Here is a 17,366-nt window from a genome sequence, read left to right on the forward strand (position 1 = left end):
TGAGAGAAAGATACCCCGCCTAAAAGCATGAGCATTCGACCTATCCGAATTTTCGGTGACCCCGTTCTTCTAAGCCGAGCCGAAGAAGTCACGACCTTCGATGATTCCTTAGCCCAGCTGGTGCAGGACATGCTCGACACCATGGATGACGCTGGTGGTGTTGGGCTTGCCGCCAACCAAATTGGCATTCTTAAGCGGGTGTTCGTCTTCGACTGTTCCCATACCGATGGTGGGCTACGCGGGCACATCATTAACCCCGTGTGGGAAGCCATCGGGGAAGAAACCCAAACCGGCCGCGAAGGATGCCTATCCATCCCCGGTATCTCCAAGGAAACTGAACGCTACCTACAGGTGAAGGTCAGTGGCCAGGACAAGGAAGGAAAACCGATCTCCATGGTGGCTTCCGGTTTGATGGCTCGCTGCATTCAGCATGAAAGTGACCATTTAGATGGGGTGCTCTTCTTGAAGCGCTTAACCCCGGAGAAAAGAAAAGAAGCAATGCGCGAAATCCGCGAATCCGATTGGTTCTAACCGCGCCAATCATCGGCCGCGCCCCGCGACCCGAAAAATTTTTCCACCCCGCCCCGCACCCGCCCGAAGCACCTTTAATCTGAGGACCTAAATTTTTATGCGCCTTGTTTTCGCCGGAACCCCGGAACCGGCTGTACCCGCCCTAGAAGCCCTCATTGCCTCCAACCACGAGGTAGTAGCAGTGATCTGCCGCCCCGATGCCCGCAAAGGCCGCGGCCGTAGTCTGCACCCCTGCCCGGTGAAGGAAACCGCCCTCGCCCACGGCATCGAAGTGCTCACCCCCAGCACCTTAAAACCCGGTACCGAAGATGGTGAGATGCTGCGCACCCGCCTAAAAGAATTAGCACCGGAATGCTTACCGGTGGTCGCCTACGGCAACCTCATCACCAAAGACCTACTGGATGTCGCCCCACATGGTTGGGTGAACCTGCACTTTTCCTTACTCCCGCAGTGGCGCGGAGCCGCCCCGGTGCAGGCAGCGATTTTGCATGGCGATGACATTAGCGGCGCAAGCACCTTCCGGATTGAAGAAGGTTTAGACACCGGCCCGGTATTTGGTACCATCACGGAAAATATTTTACCCGAGGATAACGCCGATAACCTGCTGGAACGCTTGGCTTATCGCGGCGCGGAACTCTTGGTCGCCACCATGGATGGGCTTGCTGAAGGTACGCTTCGCCCCCAACCCCAAGAAGGCGAAGCCAGCTACGCCCCGAAGCTCAGCACCGAAGAAGCCCGCATCAACTGGGATACCCCGGATTTCGCGATTGATCGCCATATCCGCGCCTACACACCAGCCCCAGGTGCCTGGACCACTCTGGATGAGCAACGCTTCAAGATCGGGGTGGCCAAGCCCTTGAGCAGCCAGCTAAAACTCAGCGATGAGGAGGCCGCCAAGCTAGAAGCAGGGCTTGCCCCCGGCGCATTGCTCTTTACCCGCCGCCACGTGTTCGCAGGTACCGCCACCAAGCCGGTGGAGTTAGTGAAGGTTCAGCCGATGGGGAAGAAGATGATGAATGCCGCTGATTGGGCCCGCGGCCTAGCTGGTAATCAAGATGCCCAGGAGATGGTGCTGCGATGAGCTCTTTAAATTCCTCTGGTGGTTTCCGTTCGCGCACCAAGCGCGGTGCAGCCGCAGATAAACAGGACGGCACACCCAAGCGTGAGAGCGGACAACGCCGCGAAGGCCACCGCGAAGGCCACCGCCCTCCCCACAACAACACCCGCAATAACCCCCAACGCACCAAACCCGAACGCAACAACAACACCCACCACCGCCCGCGCCGCTCCTCAGTCGACCCCGCCCGCGTGGTCGCCCTCGAGGTCCTCCGCCGAGTCAGCGAAGACGATGCCTACGCCAACCTGGTGCTACCAGGCCTCCTCAAAGAAGAAGGTGTCCGCGGCCGCGACGCCGCCTTCGCCACCGAAGTCACCTATGGCACCCTGCGGCATCTGGGAGTATTGGATGAAATCATCCAAGACTGCTCCACCCGCGATATCTTCCGCCTTGATGATGGTGTCCTCGATGCCCTTCGCCTCGGCGTCTACCAGCTGCTTTATACCCGCGTAAGCCCGCACGCCGCAGTAGATACCACCGTCACCCTGGTAGAAGAGCAATGCTCCCCACGCGGCAAGGGCTTCGCCAATGCGGTGATGCGCGCAGTCTCCAAGCACCCGTTGGAATGGTGGCTTGATCGCCTCCAACCCCAAGGCGAAATCGCCGCCATTGCCTTTAAAGAATCGCACCCCACCTGGATCGCCGAAAGCTTCGCCAAAGCACTAGGCATCGGGGAACTCGCCGAAGCCCTCAAGGCTGACTCCGAACGCCCCCAGGTGCATCTCGTTGCCCGCCCCGGCGAAATCACCGCCGAAGAACTCGCCCTAATTACCGGTGGTGAGGTAGGACAGTATTCGCCCTATGCGGTGCGGCTCAGCGAAGGCGCCCCGAAGGATCTGGACGTTATCCGCGAAGGACTTGCCGGAGTCCAAGATGAAGGCAGCCAACTCATCGCCCGCGCCCTCGTAGAAGGCGCAGTTGAAGGCGAAGATCAGGGTCGTTGGCTTGACCTCTGCGCCGGCCCAGGCGGTAAAACCGCACTGATCGCCTCCCTGGCACGCATCGACCAGGCCCACGTGGATGCCGTAGAGATCTCCGAGCACCGCGCCAAACTCGTGCGCCAGGCCACTACCAATGTCCAAGATGTCTGCGATGTCCATATTGCCGATGGCCGCAACCCCGGCCTTAACCCCGGCTATGACCGCGTGCTCGTAGACGCCCCCTGCTCCGGCTTGGGTTCGCTTCGCCGCCGCCCAGAAGCCCGCTGGCGCAAACGCGAATCCGATATCGCCGAGCTCACCAGCCTCCAAAGAGAACTCCTCGAAAGCGCAGTGAAGCTCACCCGCCCCGGCGGCCTGATTATTTACTCCACTTGCTCCCCGGATCTTCGTGAAACCCGCGGGGTGGTGGATTGGGCCATCAGCAATCTCGGCGTTGAAGAACTCAATGCCCACATCCTTGTCCCCAATATGGAGTCCGTCGGCAGCTACCCATCGGTACAAATGTGGCCGCATCGCCACGGCACTGATGCCATGTTCTTCGCCGCCTTAAGGCTCCCAGCTACAAGCTCTGACCAAGGGTAGGATCACGGAATATGACCACTCCCACAAACAATCCCACAGCTACTCCCGGCACCCCCAACGCCTCCAACGCCCCGATTATCGCGCCTTCCATCCTCGCCGCGAACTTCGCACATCTGGACCGCGAAATCGAAGCCATCAGCAATGCCGACTGGATCCACGTCGACATTATGGACGGCCACTTCGTCCCCAACCTCTCCTTCGGCCCGGATGTCACCGCCACGGTCAATAAGCTCACCGATAAAACTCTCGACGTCCACCTCATGATCGAAAACCCCGAAAAGTGGGTGGAGCGCTATATCGAGGCCGGCGCCGATACCGTCATCTTCCACGTCGAAGCCACCAACAACCCCGCCGCCCTGGCCGATCGCATCCGCGAACTCGGCGCCCGCAGTGCCTTCTCGCTTCGCCCCGGCACCCCGATTGAGGACTACCTCGATATCCTCGAGCACTTCGATGAGGTGCTCATTATGTCCGTGGAACCGGGCTTCGGCGGTCAATCCTTCATGCCTGATCAGCTGGAGAAGGTCCGCACCTTGCGCCGGATCATTGATGAAAAAGGCCTGGATATCACCATCGAAATTGATGGCGGTATTAGCCTCGACACCATTGCTGCGGCCGCTGAGGCTGGCTGCGATGCCTTCGTCGCAGGTTCTGCGGTGTACAAGGCCGAGGATCCCAACCAGATGATCCAGGAGCTCCGCAACACCGCCGCCGCCGTACGCTAAAACATCCCCACAAAACCCATACACGCAACCCCAAGGAGCTACGTGCCACAACCCACCGCGCTCATCACCCCGGGTGACCTCAGCCCCGCCGAAGCCCACGCCCTCGAGCAGGCTCTCCAGGCGGGCGCACTGGTCAAGGGCACAACCAGCCCCAACCCCCCGGTCGGCGCTGCAATCTTAAGCGCCGAAGGTGAACTCTGTGGCGTTGGCGGCACCCAACCCACCGGTGGCCCGCACGCCGAAATCATCGCACTCGCCCAAGCCGGCAGCATGTCCCGCGGCGGCACCGCCATCGTCACCTTGGAACCCTGCCGACACACCGGGCGCACCGGGCCGTGTACCCAGGCGCTCCACAAAGCCGGCATCGCCAAAGTCATCTTCATCCACGCCGACCCCATGCGCGAAGCCGCCGGTGGCGCCCAGGAACTCCAAGCCCAGGGCATTAAGGTCGCCCAACTCCAACTCGAGGTTCCGGAACTTCAACCGTGGCTCAGCAGCGTCCGCCTCGGCCGCCCGCACATCACCCTTAAAATCGCCCAAACCTTGGATGGTTTCACCAGTGCCGCCGACGGCACCAGCCAATGGATCACCGGCCCCGCGGCACGTGAAAATGTGCACCAGGACCGCTGCACCCGCGACGCCATCATCATCGGCACTGGCACCGCACTCGCCGATAATCCTTCACTCACCGCGCGCACCCCCAGCGGCGAGCTCTACCCCGAACAACCGCTGCGCATCGTCATCGGCTCGCGCCCCATCAACGAACTCATGCCCCAAGGAAACCTCGCTGAACTGGGATTTCTCCAATTCCCAGATATCCCGAGCATGCTTTCCGAGATCGAGTCCCTAGGTCTGCGCGATGTGCTGGTCGAAGGCGGCCCCCGTTTGGCGGGCAGCTTCCTCCAAGCGCGAGTAGTCGACGCCTTACGCGTCTACATTGCCCCCAAACTCCTCGGGTCTGGTACCCCCAGCACCCTCGGCGCCGGGGTCAACACCCTCATCGAGGCGCACGAGTTTGAACTACGCTCCACCACCGTTTTAGGCGAAGATATCTTAGCGCTCTATCAGCGGCGTAACCCCTCATAGAATTGTTTTTCAAGCAAAGGATCATCCACCAAGGTGTTTACCGGCATTGTCGAAGAAATAGGGCAGGTGCGTTCGCTGCGCGAATGCGCCGACTCCATCGTTATTTCCCTTAATTGCCAGCGCGTCATCGAAGGCGCCAACCGCGGGGACTCCATTGCGGTATCCGGGGTGTGCCTCACGATCGTTGATTATGATGAGCACGGTTTTAGTGCCGATGTGATGAAAGAATCCCTTGAGCGCAGCAGCCTCGGGGCCCTTAAGGTGGGATCCCCGGTGAACCTGGAACGCGCGCTTGCCGTGGGGGATCGCCTCGGTGGCCACAATGTCCAAGGCCATGTGGATTGCACCAGCATCCTTATTTCTCGCACCCCTGGGGAGCGTTGGGAAGTCTTCCGCTTCGAGCTTCCCGAGGATTATCTGCCCTATGTGGTGGAAAAAGGTTCCATCGCCATTGATGGCACCTCTTTAACCATTAGTGCTCTCGGGGAAGATTTCTTCGAGGTTTCCTTAATCCCCACCACCTTAAAAGAGACCACCTTGGGTGGGTTAACTCCGGGTGATCGGGTCAACCTCGAATTCGATGTGGTTGGCAAATATATTTTGAGGGCCTTAAACCTTGGGTTGGTCACCCCGGAGTATTCAGAAGATACTGACCCCAGTGGCTCATTAGTAGGGGAGTCGGACTAAGGTTGTCGAACGTGACTGAGGGAATCGAGCAGCGGGCCGAAACCGGTATCTCGCTGGATAGCGTAGAAGAGGCCATCGCCGACATTGCGGCTGGTAAGGCCGTGGTTGTGGTCGATGATGAAGATCGCGAAAACGAAGGCGACCTCATCTTCGCCGCCGAGAAAGCCACCCCTGAACTGGTGGCCTTTATGGTGCGCTACTCCAGTGGCTATATTTGCGCCTCCCTCACCGGACCAGAATGCGAGCGCCTGAACCTACCAGCCATGGTGCAGCACAATGAAGATGCCCGCGGCACCGCCTATACGGTCACGGTGGATGCCGCTACCGGCACCACCGGTATTTCCGCTAGCTCGCGGGCTGAAACCCTGCGCCGGCTCGCTGACCCAGAATGCGGGCCCGCTGATTTCACTCGCCCAGGCCATATCAACCCGCTGCGCGCCCGCAGCGGTGGTGTGCTGGTACGTGCCGGCCACACTGAAGCGGCAGTGGATCTCGCCCGCCTGGCCGGACTACGCCCAGCTGGGGTGCTGTGTGAGATTGTCTCCGAAGAAGACCCCACCGATATGGCACGCTCCGAGGAGCTCCGCGCTTTTGCCACCACCCACGGGCTGAAGATGATCTCCATTGAGCAGCTCATCGAGTGGCGCCTGGAACATGACGCCATGGTCACCCGCGAAGTAGAAACCATCCTCCCAACAGACCACGGCGTATTCCGCGCCATCGGTTTCACCAATGTGGTCGATGGGGTAGAACACGTGGCCCTAGTTGTTGGGGAACCCGACCAGGATGGCGGGGAGAATGTTCCGGTGCGAGTGCACTCCGAATGCCTAACCGGCGATGTGTTTTCTTCCAGGCGCTGTGATTGCGGGCAGCAACTCCATGCCTCCTTGGAGCTGCTTCAAAACGAGGGCCGCGGGGTGTTGCTTTATTTGCGTGGACAAGAAGGCCGCGGCATTGGGTTGATTTCCAAGTTGAAGGCTTATCGCCTCCAAGATGAGGGCATGGATACTGTGGATGCGAACCTGAGCCTCGGTTTACCCGCGGATGCCCGCGAATACACCTGCGCGGTGGATATGCTGCGCGACCTGGGCATCCATTCAGTGGATCTGCTCAGCAATAACCCAGAAAAGGCCGAGGCGCTGCGCGACGGCGGGGTGGCGGTGAATCACCGTATGAGCCTGCCGGTAGTAGTACATGATGATAATGTGCGCTACCTGCGCACCAAGCGTGATCGCATGGGCCATGATCTGCCAGCTTTGAATGAGTATGACCGTGAGCATGGTGAAGATAGCGAAGCTATGAACACCGCGGCGCATCAGCATTAAGTGAAAGGGGAGTATCGCGTGAGCAAGGAAGGTTTACCCGAGGTCGCACAGGTGAAGGCCGAAGGCCTCAGCGTGGCTGTGGTTACCAGCAGTTGGAATGAAAAAATTTGTGACCGCCTGCATCAGCGCGCCATTGAGACCGCGAAGGCCTGTGGCGCGAAGGTGAAGGAATATCGCGTGATTGGTGCCTTGGAACTTCCCGTGGTGGTGCAGGAGGTTGCCAAGCATAATGATGCGGTGGTGGCTTTAGGCTGCGTGATTCGCGGCGGCACCCCGCACTTTGATTATGTCTGCGACTCCGTCACCCAAGGGCTGACCCGCATCGCTTTAGATAGCGCCACCCCGATCGGCAATGGGGTGCTCACCACCGATACTGAGCAACAAGCCATTGATCGCAGTGGGGCAGCGGGCGCTAGTGAAGATAAAGGTGCCGAGGCGATGATCGCGGCGCTGCACACGGCGGTGTTATTGGATAAAATCCGCCGCAGTGAGCCCTAGACTTGCTCTAGCGAAGTTTTTGAAGGAATGTATATTCAGCTTTAAGACCCAACGCCCCGGCATACCCGGGGCAATAAGCACCCCCCGCACAGCACAGCCGCGCAGAACCTCGCAAAAAGGGGGGAAAGGACGCAGTAGAAGGTTATGGCCACCAGCAACCAGCCCACACAGCCAGAATCCCCCGCACAGCAGGACAGTGCCAAGCCTGCTGTTAATACCCGGCAATTGCAGGAATACACTGCCGCGGATGCCGCACTAACCACCGATAAACCCTGGGAGTTAGTGGTCACCTCCAAGAAGCTCAAGCAATTGGCCATCGCGGTGGCCATCTTCGTGATCATCATCCACATTTTCATGGCCGTGGTGGTGGGCATTGGCTACACCGGTGCGGCAGTCACCCCCATTGATCAATGGGCCTTCTTCGGGGTGGGCATCATCATTGCGGTGCTGGGCTACCTCGCATTCTCCCGCCCCCGCGTGCGGGTCAACGCTGATGGGGTAGATGTGCGCAATATTATTGGTTCGCGTTTTTACCCCTGGGCGGTGATCTACGGGCTGAGCTTCCCCGAGGGTTCGCGGATGGCCCGCCTGGAGCTCCCGGACTTTGAGTTCGTACCGCTATGGGCTTTCCAATCCGCCGATCACGGCAGCATTGTGGATAATGTGTCGAAGTTCCGGGAATTAGAAGCCCAATACATGCCCCAAGATTAAGGCGCGGCATACCCAAGGCCCCCGCACACCCTGCACAATCAGTGCCCTACCGTGGGCCCTGGGATCTCGATTATTGCCCTAGATTATTCGTAGAAAGGCACATTGTAGTTCTTCACCGTGGCTGATCCGACAAGCTATCGCCCCGCCTCTGGCAGCATTCCGACTGAGCCAGGGGTGTATAAGTTTCGGGATGCTGACCGCCGCGTCATTTATGTGGGCAAAGCCAAGAATCTGCGTGCGCGGTTATCTAATTATTTCCAGGATGTGACGCAATTACATCCACGTACCCGCCAAATGGTGTTTAATGCCAGCTCGGTGGAGTGGACTGTGGTGGCCAGCGAGGTGGAAGCCTTACAGCTGGAATATACCTGGATTAAGCGTTTTGATCCGCGATATAACGTCAAATACCGCGATGATAAAACCTACCCTGTACTGGCCTTAAGCGTGGGGGAGCATTTCCCGCGGGCCTTCTTTTATCGCGGGCCGCGACGCAAAGGCGTGCGCTATTTCGGGCCTTATTCCCATGCCTGGGCGGTACGCGAAACCCTGGATCTTCTCACCCGCGTCTTTCCTCTGCGCACCTGCACCAAGGGTGTTTTTAACCGCCAAGAGGCGTTAGGTCGGCCTTGTTTATTGGGATATATCGATAAGTGCGCGGCCCCCTGCGTGGGAAGAATTAGCGAAGCTGACTATCGCGAGATTGTCGATGGCTTCATTGGGTTTATGACCGGCCATACCGATCGCGTTACTCGCAGTATTGAAAAGGCCATGAATGAGGCCGCGGAGGATCTTGACTTCGAAAAGGCGGCGCGCCTGCGCGATGATTTAGGGGCGCTAAAGAAAATTATGGAGCAACAAACGGTGGTATTAGGTGATGGCACCGATGCCGATATTGTTGCCCTCGCCGCGGATGAATTAGAAGCCTCTATCCAGATTTTCCATGTGCGCGCAGGCCGCGTGCATGGCCAACGCGGTTGGGTGGTGCCCCGCGCCGGCGATAACGCCCAAGATGGTGAGGAGGACCAAGACTCCCTTGCCCGCCTCTTGCAGGATTTCCTGGTGCAGTTCTATTCCGATGCTGCCGAGCGCGCCGCGTTAGAAGCCCAGGAAGACCAGGAGATTCGCCGCCGCGGGGTGGATAAGGAATCCCATGATGCCAGCTGGGAGGTGCAACCGAAGCGCGGGCAGGTGATCCCCGCACAGATTCTGGTGGAGCTTATGCCCGCGGACCCCGCGGATACCCAAACGCTTTTGGAGAAGCTGCGTGGCGGCACGAAGGTGGATCTGCGGGTGCCGCAGCGTGGTGATAAACGTGCGCTGATTGAAACGGTGCACCGCAATGCCCAAGAGGCTTTGCGCCAGCACAAACTCAAGCGCGTAGGGGATCTCACCGCACGCTCGGCGGCGCTACAGGATATCCAAGAGGCCCTCGGCATGGAGCAAGCCCCACTGCGCATTGAGTGCACGGATATTTCCCATATCCAGGGCACTGATGTGGTGGCTTCCCTGGTGGTGTTTGAAGATGGGCTGCCGCGGAAATCGGATTATCGGCGCTACCGCATTAAAGAAGCCGCCGGGGATGGCCGCTCCGATGATGTCGGCTCCATTAAGGAGGTCACCCGCCGCCGCTTCCTACGCCATAACCAGGATAAACGCGCCGTTCCGGAAGCCGAGGAGTTCGATGGCTCCACCTTCAGCGATGAACGACCCAGCGCGGAAGTTGTCGAGGAAATGTCCACGGACCCCACCCGGCGTTTTGCCTACCCGCCGCAGCTTTTCATTGTTGATGGTGGCGCACCCCAAGCCAATGCCGCCCAAGAAGTTCTTGATGAACTCGGTGTTAACGATGTGATGTTGGTGGGGCTGGCCAAACGCCTGGAGGAAATCTGGGTGCCAGGGGAGGAGGATCCGCTGATCCTGCCGCGTAACTCCGAGGCGCTCTACCTGCTCCAACAGATCCGCGATGAGGCGCACCGCTTCGCCATTAGCTATCACCGCCAGCAGCGTTCTAAGCGCATGCGCATGAGCGAGCTGGATTCCATCCCCGGGTTAGGGCAGGTGCGGCGCACGGAGTTGGTGAAGCACTTCGGGTCCGTCAAGAAGCTCAAAGAAGCCTCGGTGGAGGAGATTGCGCAGGTCCGCGGCTTCGGCCCAAAGCTGGCGGAGCAAATTTTCCAATCCCTGCACAAGTCCTAAAAGATCTCGCCAAGAAACCTTGCCCGCCCAGGTAGGATGGTGGCCATGACTGAGGGACACGCAGCCCAAGCACACACAACAACCACCAGCACCGGCGAACACCATGGCCTCATCGGCGCTTCCCCGGTGCTGTTGACGGGCATGTCCGGGGCGGGGCTTTCTACCGCCGCCCGCGTGCTGGAGGATAAAGGCTGGTACGTGGCCCACAACCTCCCACCACGCCTCATTGTGGATCTCATTCTTTTATGCGCAGAGGAAGCCTCCCCCGTGCAGAAGGTGGCGGTAGTCACCGATGTGCGTTCCCGCATGTTCGAAGGCACCATGACGCAGGTGATTAGCGAATTGAAATCCCGCGGCATTGAGCCCACGGTGCTCTTTATGGAAGCCCGCGATGATGTGCTGATCAAACGCTTCGATAATGTTCGCCGCACGCACCCCCTGCAGGGCAAAGACACCCTCCAACAAGGCATCGAGCGCGAACGCCGGGTACTCTCCTGGATCAAAGAAGACGCCGATATTGTCATCGACACCTCCGAAATGAGTGTGCATGACCTACGCCGCTCCATTGAGTCCAGCTTCGACACCATGGCCAATGATCGCCAACACGTCACCGTGCAATCCTTCGGTTTCAAACACGGTGCCCCCCGCGACTCGGACCTGGTGGTGGATGTTCGCTTCCTCCCCAACCCCTATTGGGTACCTGAGCTGCGCGAATACCGCGGCATCGATAAGCCGGTCTCCGATTTCGTGCTCTCCCAAGAAGGCGCCAAACCCTTCATCGACAACTTCGTCGACATGTTCACCACCATGCGCGCCGGCTACCGCCACGAGGGCAAGAACTTCATCACCATTTCGGTGGGGTGCACCGGCGGGCATCACCGCAGCGTTGCCGTCGCCGAGGAACTCGGCCGCCGCCTGCGTGAAGCCGAAGGTTTGGATGTCTCCGTCTTGCACCGCGATATCCGCCGCTAGGTTTTTGCTTTACCTCGAGTCCCGCCTCCCGCACCGCACGAGCCGTGGCTTAGCAGGCGCGGGGCGGGGCTTAGCCACACCACTTTCAGCCCGCACCGGAGTATGCGAGTACATAGAGCACTCCTGAAGGAGGAACCTTCATTATGAACCAAGATGAACCCCTCACACCTTGTGTTCATCGCATGACCTCCCTTGGTGGTGGCCATGGCCTCTACCAAACCCTGTTAGCCGCCCGCTATTGTTGCGAACCCCGCGGCGTTACCGCAGTGGTGACCGTCGCCGATGATGGTGGTTCCTCCGGGCGGCTGCGCCGCGAACTCGGCCAACTCCCACCCGGTGACCTCCGCATGGCATTAAGCGCCCTAGCCGCCGATGATGAAGAAGGCAGCCTCTGGGCACGCACCCTCCAACACCGCTTCGGCGGGCACGGCGCACTTGCCGGCCACGCGGTAGGTAACCTGCTGATCGCAGGGCTTTGCGATGTCCTCGGCAGCCCTCAAGCCGCCTTAGATATGGTCGCCAAACTCACCCGCAGCTATGGGCGAGTGATGCCGGTATGCACCGAACCTTTAGATATTGAAGCCGATGTTGCCGGACTAGAACACGACCCCCGGCTCATGCGCCTGGTGCGCGGCCAAGTTGCGGTAGCCACCACACCCGGGCAAGTCCGCCGCGTGCGCGTAGTGCCGGAAAAACCCGCCGCGAACCCCGAGGTATTGCAGGCGCTGCGCGATGCCGACCTGATTACCCTCGGGCCGGGGTCCTGGTTCTCCAGTGTGATCCCGCACCTTTTGGTGCCCGAGGTCGTTGATGGCCTACGCCGCACCCATGCCCGCAAAGTCCTTGTACTGAACCTCTCCGCAGAACCCGGGGAAACCCAAGGCTTTTCCTCCGAACGGCATATCCACATGATCCGCCAACACGCCCCCAGCTTGGTGATCGATCACATCCTGGTGGATGCCAGCAGTCTGCCTTCAGTAAGCGAACGCGACTTTATTGAACGCGCCGCCGGGGGACTTGGTGCGAGGGTGACCTTCCGTGATATCTCGCAGGTCGATGAACATGGCCGGCCCGTGCCCATCCATGACCCCCGAAAGCTAGCCGATGCCCTGCGCGAGATCATGGCCTATTAGGATCAGATTCTCGCGCGCCAATAATTACCCCGCAGTAGAAAGGCAACCTCAGCACAGTGGGCTTAACCGACAAGGTCAACCAGGAACTCCTCCGGGTCAAAGTCACCCGGCCTTCCTCCCGCGCCGCCGAATTGGCCACCGTGCTGCGTTTTTGCTCTGAACTCAAAGTCCTCGGCACCTCGGAACTGGCAGTAGATATTGAACTCGGCGACTCCTTATTAGCCAACCGCATCACCACCGCCATTGATGAGCTCTATGAACTACCGCTGAAAACCCGCTCAGCCACCGGCACCGATAATCGCTATCACATCCACGTGCGCGAAGGCGCCCGCCAACTAGTTCGCCGCACCGGGTTGGTGACCCGCGCCGGCGCCCCGGTACGCGGTCTGCCGCCGCATGTAGTGGCTGGTTCCATCGCTGATGTGGAAGCCGCGCTGCGCGGTGCCTTCCTCGCGGTAGGAACACTGAGCGAACCTGGGCGCAGCAGCTCCCTAGAATTCATCTGCCCCTGCGAAGAAGCCGCCCTAGCAGTAGTGGGGCTATGCCGTCGCCTCGGTATCGCCGCGAAAACCCGGGAAACCCGCGGGGCGGAAAGGGTAGTCATCCGCGAAGATGAAGCCATCGGAGCACTACTTACCCGCATGGGTGCCCAACAGACGCGCCTGGAGTGGGAAGATAAGCGCACCCGCCGCGAGGTGCGCACACCAGCTAATCGCCTCGCCAACTTCGATGATGCGAACCTGCGGCGCTCCGCCCGCGCCGCGGTAGCTGCCGCCGCCCGAGTCGAACGCGCCATGGAGATCCTTGGCGAAGATGTTCCCGACCATTTGGCTGAGGCAGGGGAGTTGCGGGTACACCACCGCCAAGCCTCTCTAGAAGAACTCGGCCGCCTGGCTGATCCTCCGATGACCAAAGACGCAGTAGCCGGGCGGATCCGCCGGTTGCTGTCCATGGCTGATCGCCGCGCCGAAGAGCTGGGCGTTCCGGATACCACCAGTGCGGTGACCGATGAAGTTCTGGAGTCCGTGGAATAAGCGGCGACCCTTTTCTTGGTCCGACACCCCAACTTGCCTAAATAGTGAGCAAGAACACATAGCGGCTACTTTCCGCCCCCGTGAGGTGAAGCCTGCGGGGGTGTATTGATGGGGGACGTCCCCCGGGCGGGGAGGAGAAATCCCTAGTGCAACGTAGATAAGCTGCATTAACTCACCAGCTTCACACCCCCAAGCGCGGGCAATTATCGCCCGATCGGACATGATCGGGAGAGTTGTCACACCCGGGTGCTCCTGCAAAGCCACACAAACCCGGCTAAGCTTCTACTTGACGGACACCGAGGTTCCTAAGACGAGCGAGTCTGAACAGTCAAAGAGTCAAATCCTTTCACGGAACCTGATGTCCAGGACACATACTCGATCTCTTAAGGAGAACACCGTGACCATTCGCGTTGGCATTAACGGCTTCGGCCGCATTGGCCGTAACTTTTTCCGCGCCGTTCTGCAGCGCAGCGATGATCTAGAAATCGTGGCGGTTAACGACCTCACCGACAACAAGACCCTCGCCACGCTGCTCAAGTACGACTCCATCCTCGGTGTACTAGACAAGGACGTCGAATACGACGACGAGTCCATCACCGTTGGTGGCAAGCGCGTTACCGTCACCGCTGAGCGCGATCCTAAGAACCTCGACTGGGCTTCCCACGACGTTGATATCGTCATCGAGTCCACCGGCTTCTTCACCGACGCCACTGCCGCCAAGGCTCATATCGAGCAGGGTGGCGCCAAGAAGGTCCTCATCTCCGCTCCGGCGAAGAACGAAGACGCCACCTTCGTCTACGGCGTGAACCACCAGGACTATGACCCGGAGAAGCACAACATCATCTCCGGTGCATCCTGCACCACCAACTGCCTCGCCCCGATGGCCAAGGTCCTGGATGAGAAGTTCGGCATCGAACGCGGTCTGATGACCACCATCCACGCCTACACCGGTGACCAGCGTCTGCACGACGCCCCGCACCGCGACCTGCGTCGCGCCCGCGCCGCTGCCGTGAACATCGTCCCGACCTCCACCGGTGCTGCTCGCGCCGTGGCCCTGGTCCTCCCGCAGCTCAAGGGCAAGCTCGATGGCTACGCACTGCGCGTCCCGGTGATCACCGGCTCCGCCACCGACCTGACCTTCACCGCTTCCAAGGAAGTCACCGTTGAATCTGTCAACGCTGCCATCAAGGAAGCCGCTCAGGGCGAATTCGCTGACACCCTGGCCTACACCGAAGAGCCGCTGGTCTCCCACGACATCGTGACCGACCCGCACGGCTCCATCTTCGACGCTGGCCTGACCAAGGTCATTGGCGACCAGGTCAAGGTTGTTGCCTGGTACGACAACGAGTGGGGTTACACCTGCCAGCTGCTGCGTCTGACCGAGCTGGTTGCTTCTAAGCTCTAAGCTCCTAACGCACCAAAGATATCCGGCCTCGTGGAGGGGGGATGATCTCGTCACAGAAGCCTCAGACTCCCTGAAGAGGCAGACGACGATTCCCACCCACTCTCCCCGCAGAGCCGGATTTTCTTATGCCGACATAACCCCGCTCGCCTGAGATACGCAGATATCCAGCGAGTTTCTCCGGTAGCATCGGCCACCGGGGCAACTTAAGCCTGAAACACGCACCATTTTCTCCCCAAGGAGTAACCCAAACATGACCGTTAAGACCATCGATGACCTGCTCAAGGAAGGCGTCTCCGGACGTCATATCCTCGTCCGCTCCGACTTCAACGTGCCGCTAGACGACAACGGCACCATCACCGACGCAGGCCGCATCGACGCCTCCTTGCCCACCCTGAAGGCCCTAACCGAAGCAGGCGCCAAGGTTATCGTCATGGCCCACCTGGGTCGCCCCAAGGGAGAGGTCAACCCGAAGTTCTCGCTCCAACCGGTTGCTGAAGCTCTCTCCGAGAAGCTCGGCCAATACGTTGCCCTCGCCGGCGATGTATCCGGTGAAGATGCCCACGAGCGCGCCAATGGCCTGACCGAAGGCGATGTGCTGCTGCTAGAAAACGTGCGCTTCGATCCCCGCGAAACCAGCAAGGATGATGCTAAGCGTGGCGAGTTCGCTGATGAACTAGCTGCCCTGGCTGCCGATGATGGCGCCTTCGTTTCCGATGGCTTCGGTGTGGTCCACCGCGCCCAAACTTCTGTTTATGACGTAGCCAAGCGCCTCCCTGCCTACGCCGGCTACCTGGTGAACAAGGAAGTTTCCGTACTGGATAAGGCCGCCAACAACCCGGAGCACCCCTATGTTGTGGTGCTCGGTGGTTCCAAGGTCTCCGATAAGCTCGGCGTGATCGAAGCGCTGGCCACAAAGGCCGACAAGCTGATCATCGGTGGCGGCATGTGCTACACCTTCCTGGCTGCCAAGGGCATCAACGTTCAGGAATCCCTGCTGCAGGAAGAAATGATCGACACCTGCAAGAAGCTGCTGGAAGACCACGGCGACCGCATTGTGCTGCCGGTGGACCTGATCGCTGCCGAGAAGTTCGACCGCGATGCTGAGAAGAAGACCGTGGAACTTGATGGCATCCCCGAAGGCTGGATGAGCCTGGATATCGGACCGAAGAGCGTCGAAGAGTTCGCCAAGGTGCTGGCCAGCGCCAAGACTATCTTCTGGAATGGCCCCATGGGCGTCTTCGAATTCGAGCGCTTTGCTGATGGCACCCGCGGTGTTGCCCAAGCCATCATCGACGCCACCCAAAACAATGGTGCCTTCTCGGTGGTCGGTGGCGGCGACTCCGCAGCCTCCGTGCGCACCCTCGGCCTGGATGAGGATGGTTTCTCCCATATCTCCACCGGCGGCGGCGCTTCCTTGGAGTTCCTCGAAGGCAAGACCCTGCCCGGCGTCGACGTCCTCAACGCCTAAGTCGACAACCCACACCCTGCATTAGCTTTTCCCAGATTTATTTTCTCGCTTAAGGAGAACCACCCTCATGGCACGTACCCCCTTGATTGCCGGTAACTGGAAGATGAACCTCGATCACCTCGAGGCTCTCCACACCGTGCAAAAGCTCGCCTTCGCACTGCCGGAGGAGTACTACGAGAAGGTCGATGTTGCCCTCGCCGTGCCCTTCACCGATCTGCGCACCGTCCAAACCCTGGTAGAAGGCGACAAGCTGCAGATCACCTACGGTGCCCAGGATGTTTCCGCCCATGAATCCGGCGCCTACACCGGTGAAGTTTCCGCCAAGATGCTGGCCCGCCTGGGCTGCTCGTGGATTGTGGTGGGCCACTCCGAGCGCCGCGAGTACCACAATGAATCCGATGAGCTAGTCGCCGCGAAAGCCAAGATCGCCCTCGACAATGGCATGACCCCCATTGTGTGCGTCGGCGAAGCCCTGGATATTCGCGAAGCCGGCAAGCATGTGGAAACCGTGGTGGAACAAACCCGCGCTTCGCTTGCTGGGCTTTCCGAAGAAGAAGTTGCGCGCTGCGTAATCGCCTATGAGCCGATCTGGGCGATTGGTACCGGCAAGGTTGCCTCCGCTGCTGATGCCCAAGAAGTATGCGGTGCTATCCGCACCCTGCTGAAGGACATGGTGGGGGAGAAGGCAGAAGAGATGCGCATCCTCTACGGCGGTTCCGTGAAGACCGACTCGGTGGCAGAGATTGTTGCCCAGGAAGACATTGACGGCGGCCTGGTCGGCGGTGCTTCCCTCGACGGTGAAGACTTCGCCAAGTTGGTTGCCAACGCTGCTGGCGGGCCTTTCTAGTACCACCTGCACGCCCGCAGTCCGGACTGCCGCCGCGGGGAACGACGATCTCGAGTAAAGCAAAAATGAGAACGCCAACCCCGCGCCCAGCCTGATAGACCCCCACGT

The 17,366-nt window shown here is 59.8% G+C and carries 16 protein-coding genes; all 16 read left to right on the forward strand.

The window, feature by feature from the left end; all coding sequences use genetic code 11:
- Positions 1–27: 27 nt before the first annotated feature.
- The 16 genes from def to tpiA all read left to right on the forward strand — a co-directional run bounded on the left by def (position 28) and on the right by tpiA (position 17,258).
- On the forward strand, positions 28–531 hold the full coding sequence (gene def / locus BMZ01_RS07630; RefSeq protein WP_092286113.1) for a peptide deformylase: 504 nt from the start codon (positions 28–30) through the stop codon (positions 529–531).
- 97 nt (positions 532–628) lie between these two features.
- On the forward strand, positions 629–1,612 hold the full coding sequence (gene fmt / locus BMZ01_RS07635; protein ID WP_092286115.1) for a methionyl-tRNA formyltransferase: 984 nt from the start codon (positions 629–631) through the stop codon (positions 1,610–1,612).
- A complete protein-coding gene (locus BMZ01_RS07640) occupies positions 1,609–3,171 on the forward strand; it encodes an RsmB/NOP family class I SAM-dependent RNA methyltransferase (RefSeq protein WP_092286117.1) in 1,563 nt (520 codons plus the stop codon). Before fmt ends, BMZ01_RS07640 begins: the two co-directional genes overlap by 4 nt.
- Positions 3,172–3,182: 11 nt before the next feature.
- Positions 3,183–3,896, forward strand: a complete 714-nt coding sequence (gene rpe, locus BMZ01_RS07645; RefSeq protein ID WP_092286119.1) for a ribulose-phosphate 3-epimerase — start codon at positions 3,183–3,185, stop codon at positions 3,894–3,896.
- Between the two features lie 42 nt (positions 3,897–3,938).
- Complete coding sequence (gene ribD / locus BMZ01_RS07650) at positions 3,939–4,982, forward strand: bifunctional diaminohydroxyphosphoribosylaminopyrimidine deaminase/5-amino-6-(5-phosphoribosylamino)uracil reductase RibD (RefSeq protein ID WP_223845807.1); 1,044 nt, start codon at positions 3,939–3,941, stop codon at positions 4,980–4,982.
- Positions 4,983–5,015: 33 nt separating this feature from the next.
- On the forward strand, positions 5,016–5,669 hold the full coding sequence (locus tag BMZ01_RS07655) for a riboflavin synthase (protein ID WP_092286120.1): 654 nt from the start codon (positions 5,016–5,018) through the stop codon (positions 5,667–5,669).
- A gap of 23 nt (positions 5,670–5,692) precedes the next feature.
- Entirely contained in the window at positions 5,693–6,994 is a 1,302-nt protein-coding gene (locus BMZ01_RS07660) for a bifunctional 3,4-dihydroxy-2-butanone-4-phosphate synthase/GTP cyclohydrolase II (protein WP_092286195.1), read from the forward strand.
- A gap of 18 nt (positions 6,995–7,012) precedes the next feature.
- Positions 7,013–7,492: a 6,7-dimethyl-8-ribityllumazine synthase gene (ribH, locus tag BMZ01_RS07665; RefSeq protein WP_092286122.1), complete on the forward strand. Its 480-nt coding sequence runs from the start codon at positions 7,013–7,015 to the stop codon at positions 7,490–7,492.
- 144 nt (positions 7,493–7,636) lie between these two features.
- Positions 7,637–8,203, forward strand: a complete 567-nt coding sequence (locus BMZ01_RS07670) for a PH domain-containing protein (RefSeq protein ID WP_092286124.1) — start codon at positions 7,637–7,639, stop codon at positions 8,201–8,203.
- Positions 8,204–8,320: 117 nt separating this feature from the next.
- Positions 8,321–10,399 carry an excinuclease ABC subunit UvrC gene (gene uvrC / locus BMZ01_RS07675; protein WP_092286126.1) on the forward strand — a complete coding sequence of 693 codons (2,079 nt, stop codon included), beginning with the start codon at positions 8,321–8,323 and terminating at the stop codon, positions 10,397–10,399.
- Positions 10,400–10,444: 45 nt separating this feature from the next.
- Positions 10,445–11,371 carry an RNase adapter RapZ gene (gene rapZ, locus BMZ01_RS07680; RefSeq protein ID WP_092286197.1) on the forward strand — a complete coding sequence of 309 codons (927 nt, stop codon included), beginning with the start codon at positions 10,445–10,447 and terminating at the stop codon, positions 11,369–11,371.
- A gap of 143 nt (positions 11,372–11,514) precedes the next feature.
- Entirely contained in the window at positions 11,515–12,504 is a 990-nt protein-coding gene (locus BMZ01_RS07685) for a gluconeogenesis factor YvcK family protein (RefSeq protein ID WP_280513521.1), read from the forward strand.
- 56 nt (positions 12,505–12,560) lie between these two features.
- Positions 12,561–13,538 carry a DNA-binding protein WhiA gene (whiA, locus tag BMZ01_RS07690; RefSeq protein ID WP_092286128.1) on the forward strand — a complete coding sequence of 326 codons (978 nt, stop codon included), beginning with the start codon at positions 12,561–12,563 and terminating at the stop codon, positions 13,536–13,538.
- A gap of 397 nt (positions 13,539–13,935) precedes the next feature.
- Positions 13,936–14,943 carry a type I glyceraldehyde-3-phosphate dehydrogenase gene (gene gap, locus BMZ01_RS07695; protein ID WP_092286130.1) on the forward strand — a complete coding sequence of 336 codons (1,008 nt, stop codon included), beginning with the start codon at positions 13,936–13,938 and terminating at the stop codon, positions 14,941–14,943.
- Positions 14,944–15,193: 250 nt separating this feature from the next.
- Positions 15,194–16,411, forward strand: coding sequence for a phosphoglycerate kinase (locus BMZ01_RS07700; protein WP_092286132.1), 1,218 nt, complete (start codon positions 15,194–15,196; stop codon positions 16,409–16,411).
- 67 nt (positions 16,412–16,478) lie between these two features.
- On the forward strand, positions 16,479–17,258 hold the full coding sequence (tpiA, locus tag BMZ01_RS07705; RefSeq protein WP_092286134.1) for a triose-phosphate isomerase: 780 nt from the start codon (positions 16,479–16,481) through the stop codon (positions 17,256–17,258).
- Positions 17,259–17,366: the final 108 nt, after the last annotated feature.

Origin of the sequence: Corynebacterium spheniscorum (assembly GCF_900113445.1) — a bacterium.
Taxonomy (GTDB): Bacteria; Actinomycetota; Actinomycetes; order Mycobacteriales; family Mycobacteriaceae; genus Corynebacterium; species Corynebacterium spheniscorum.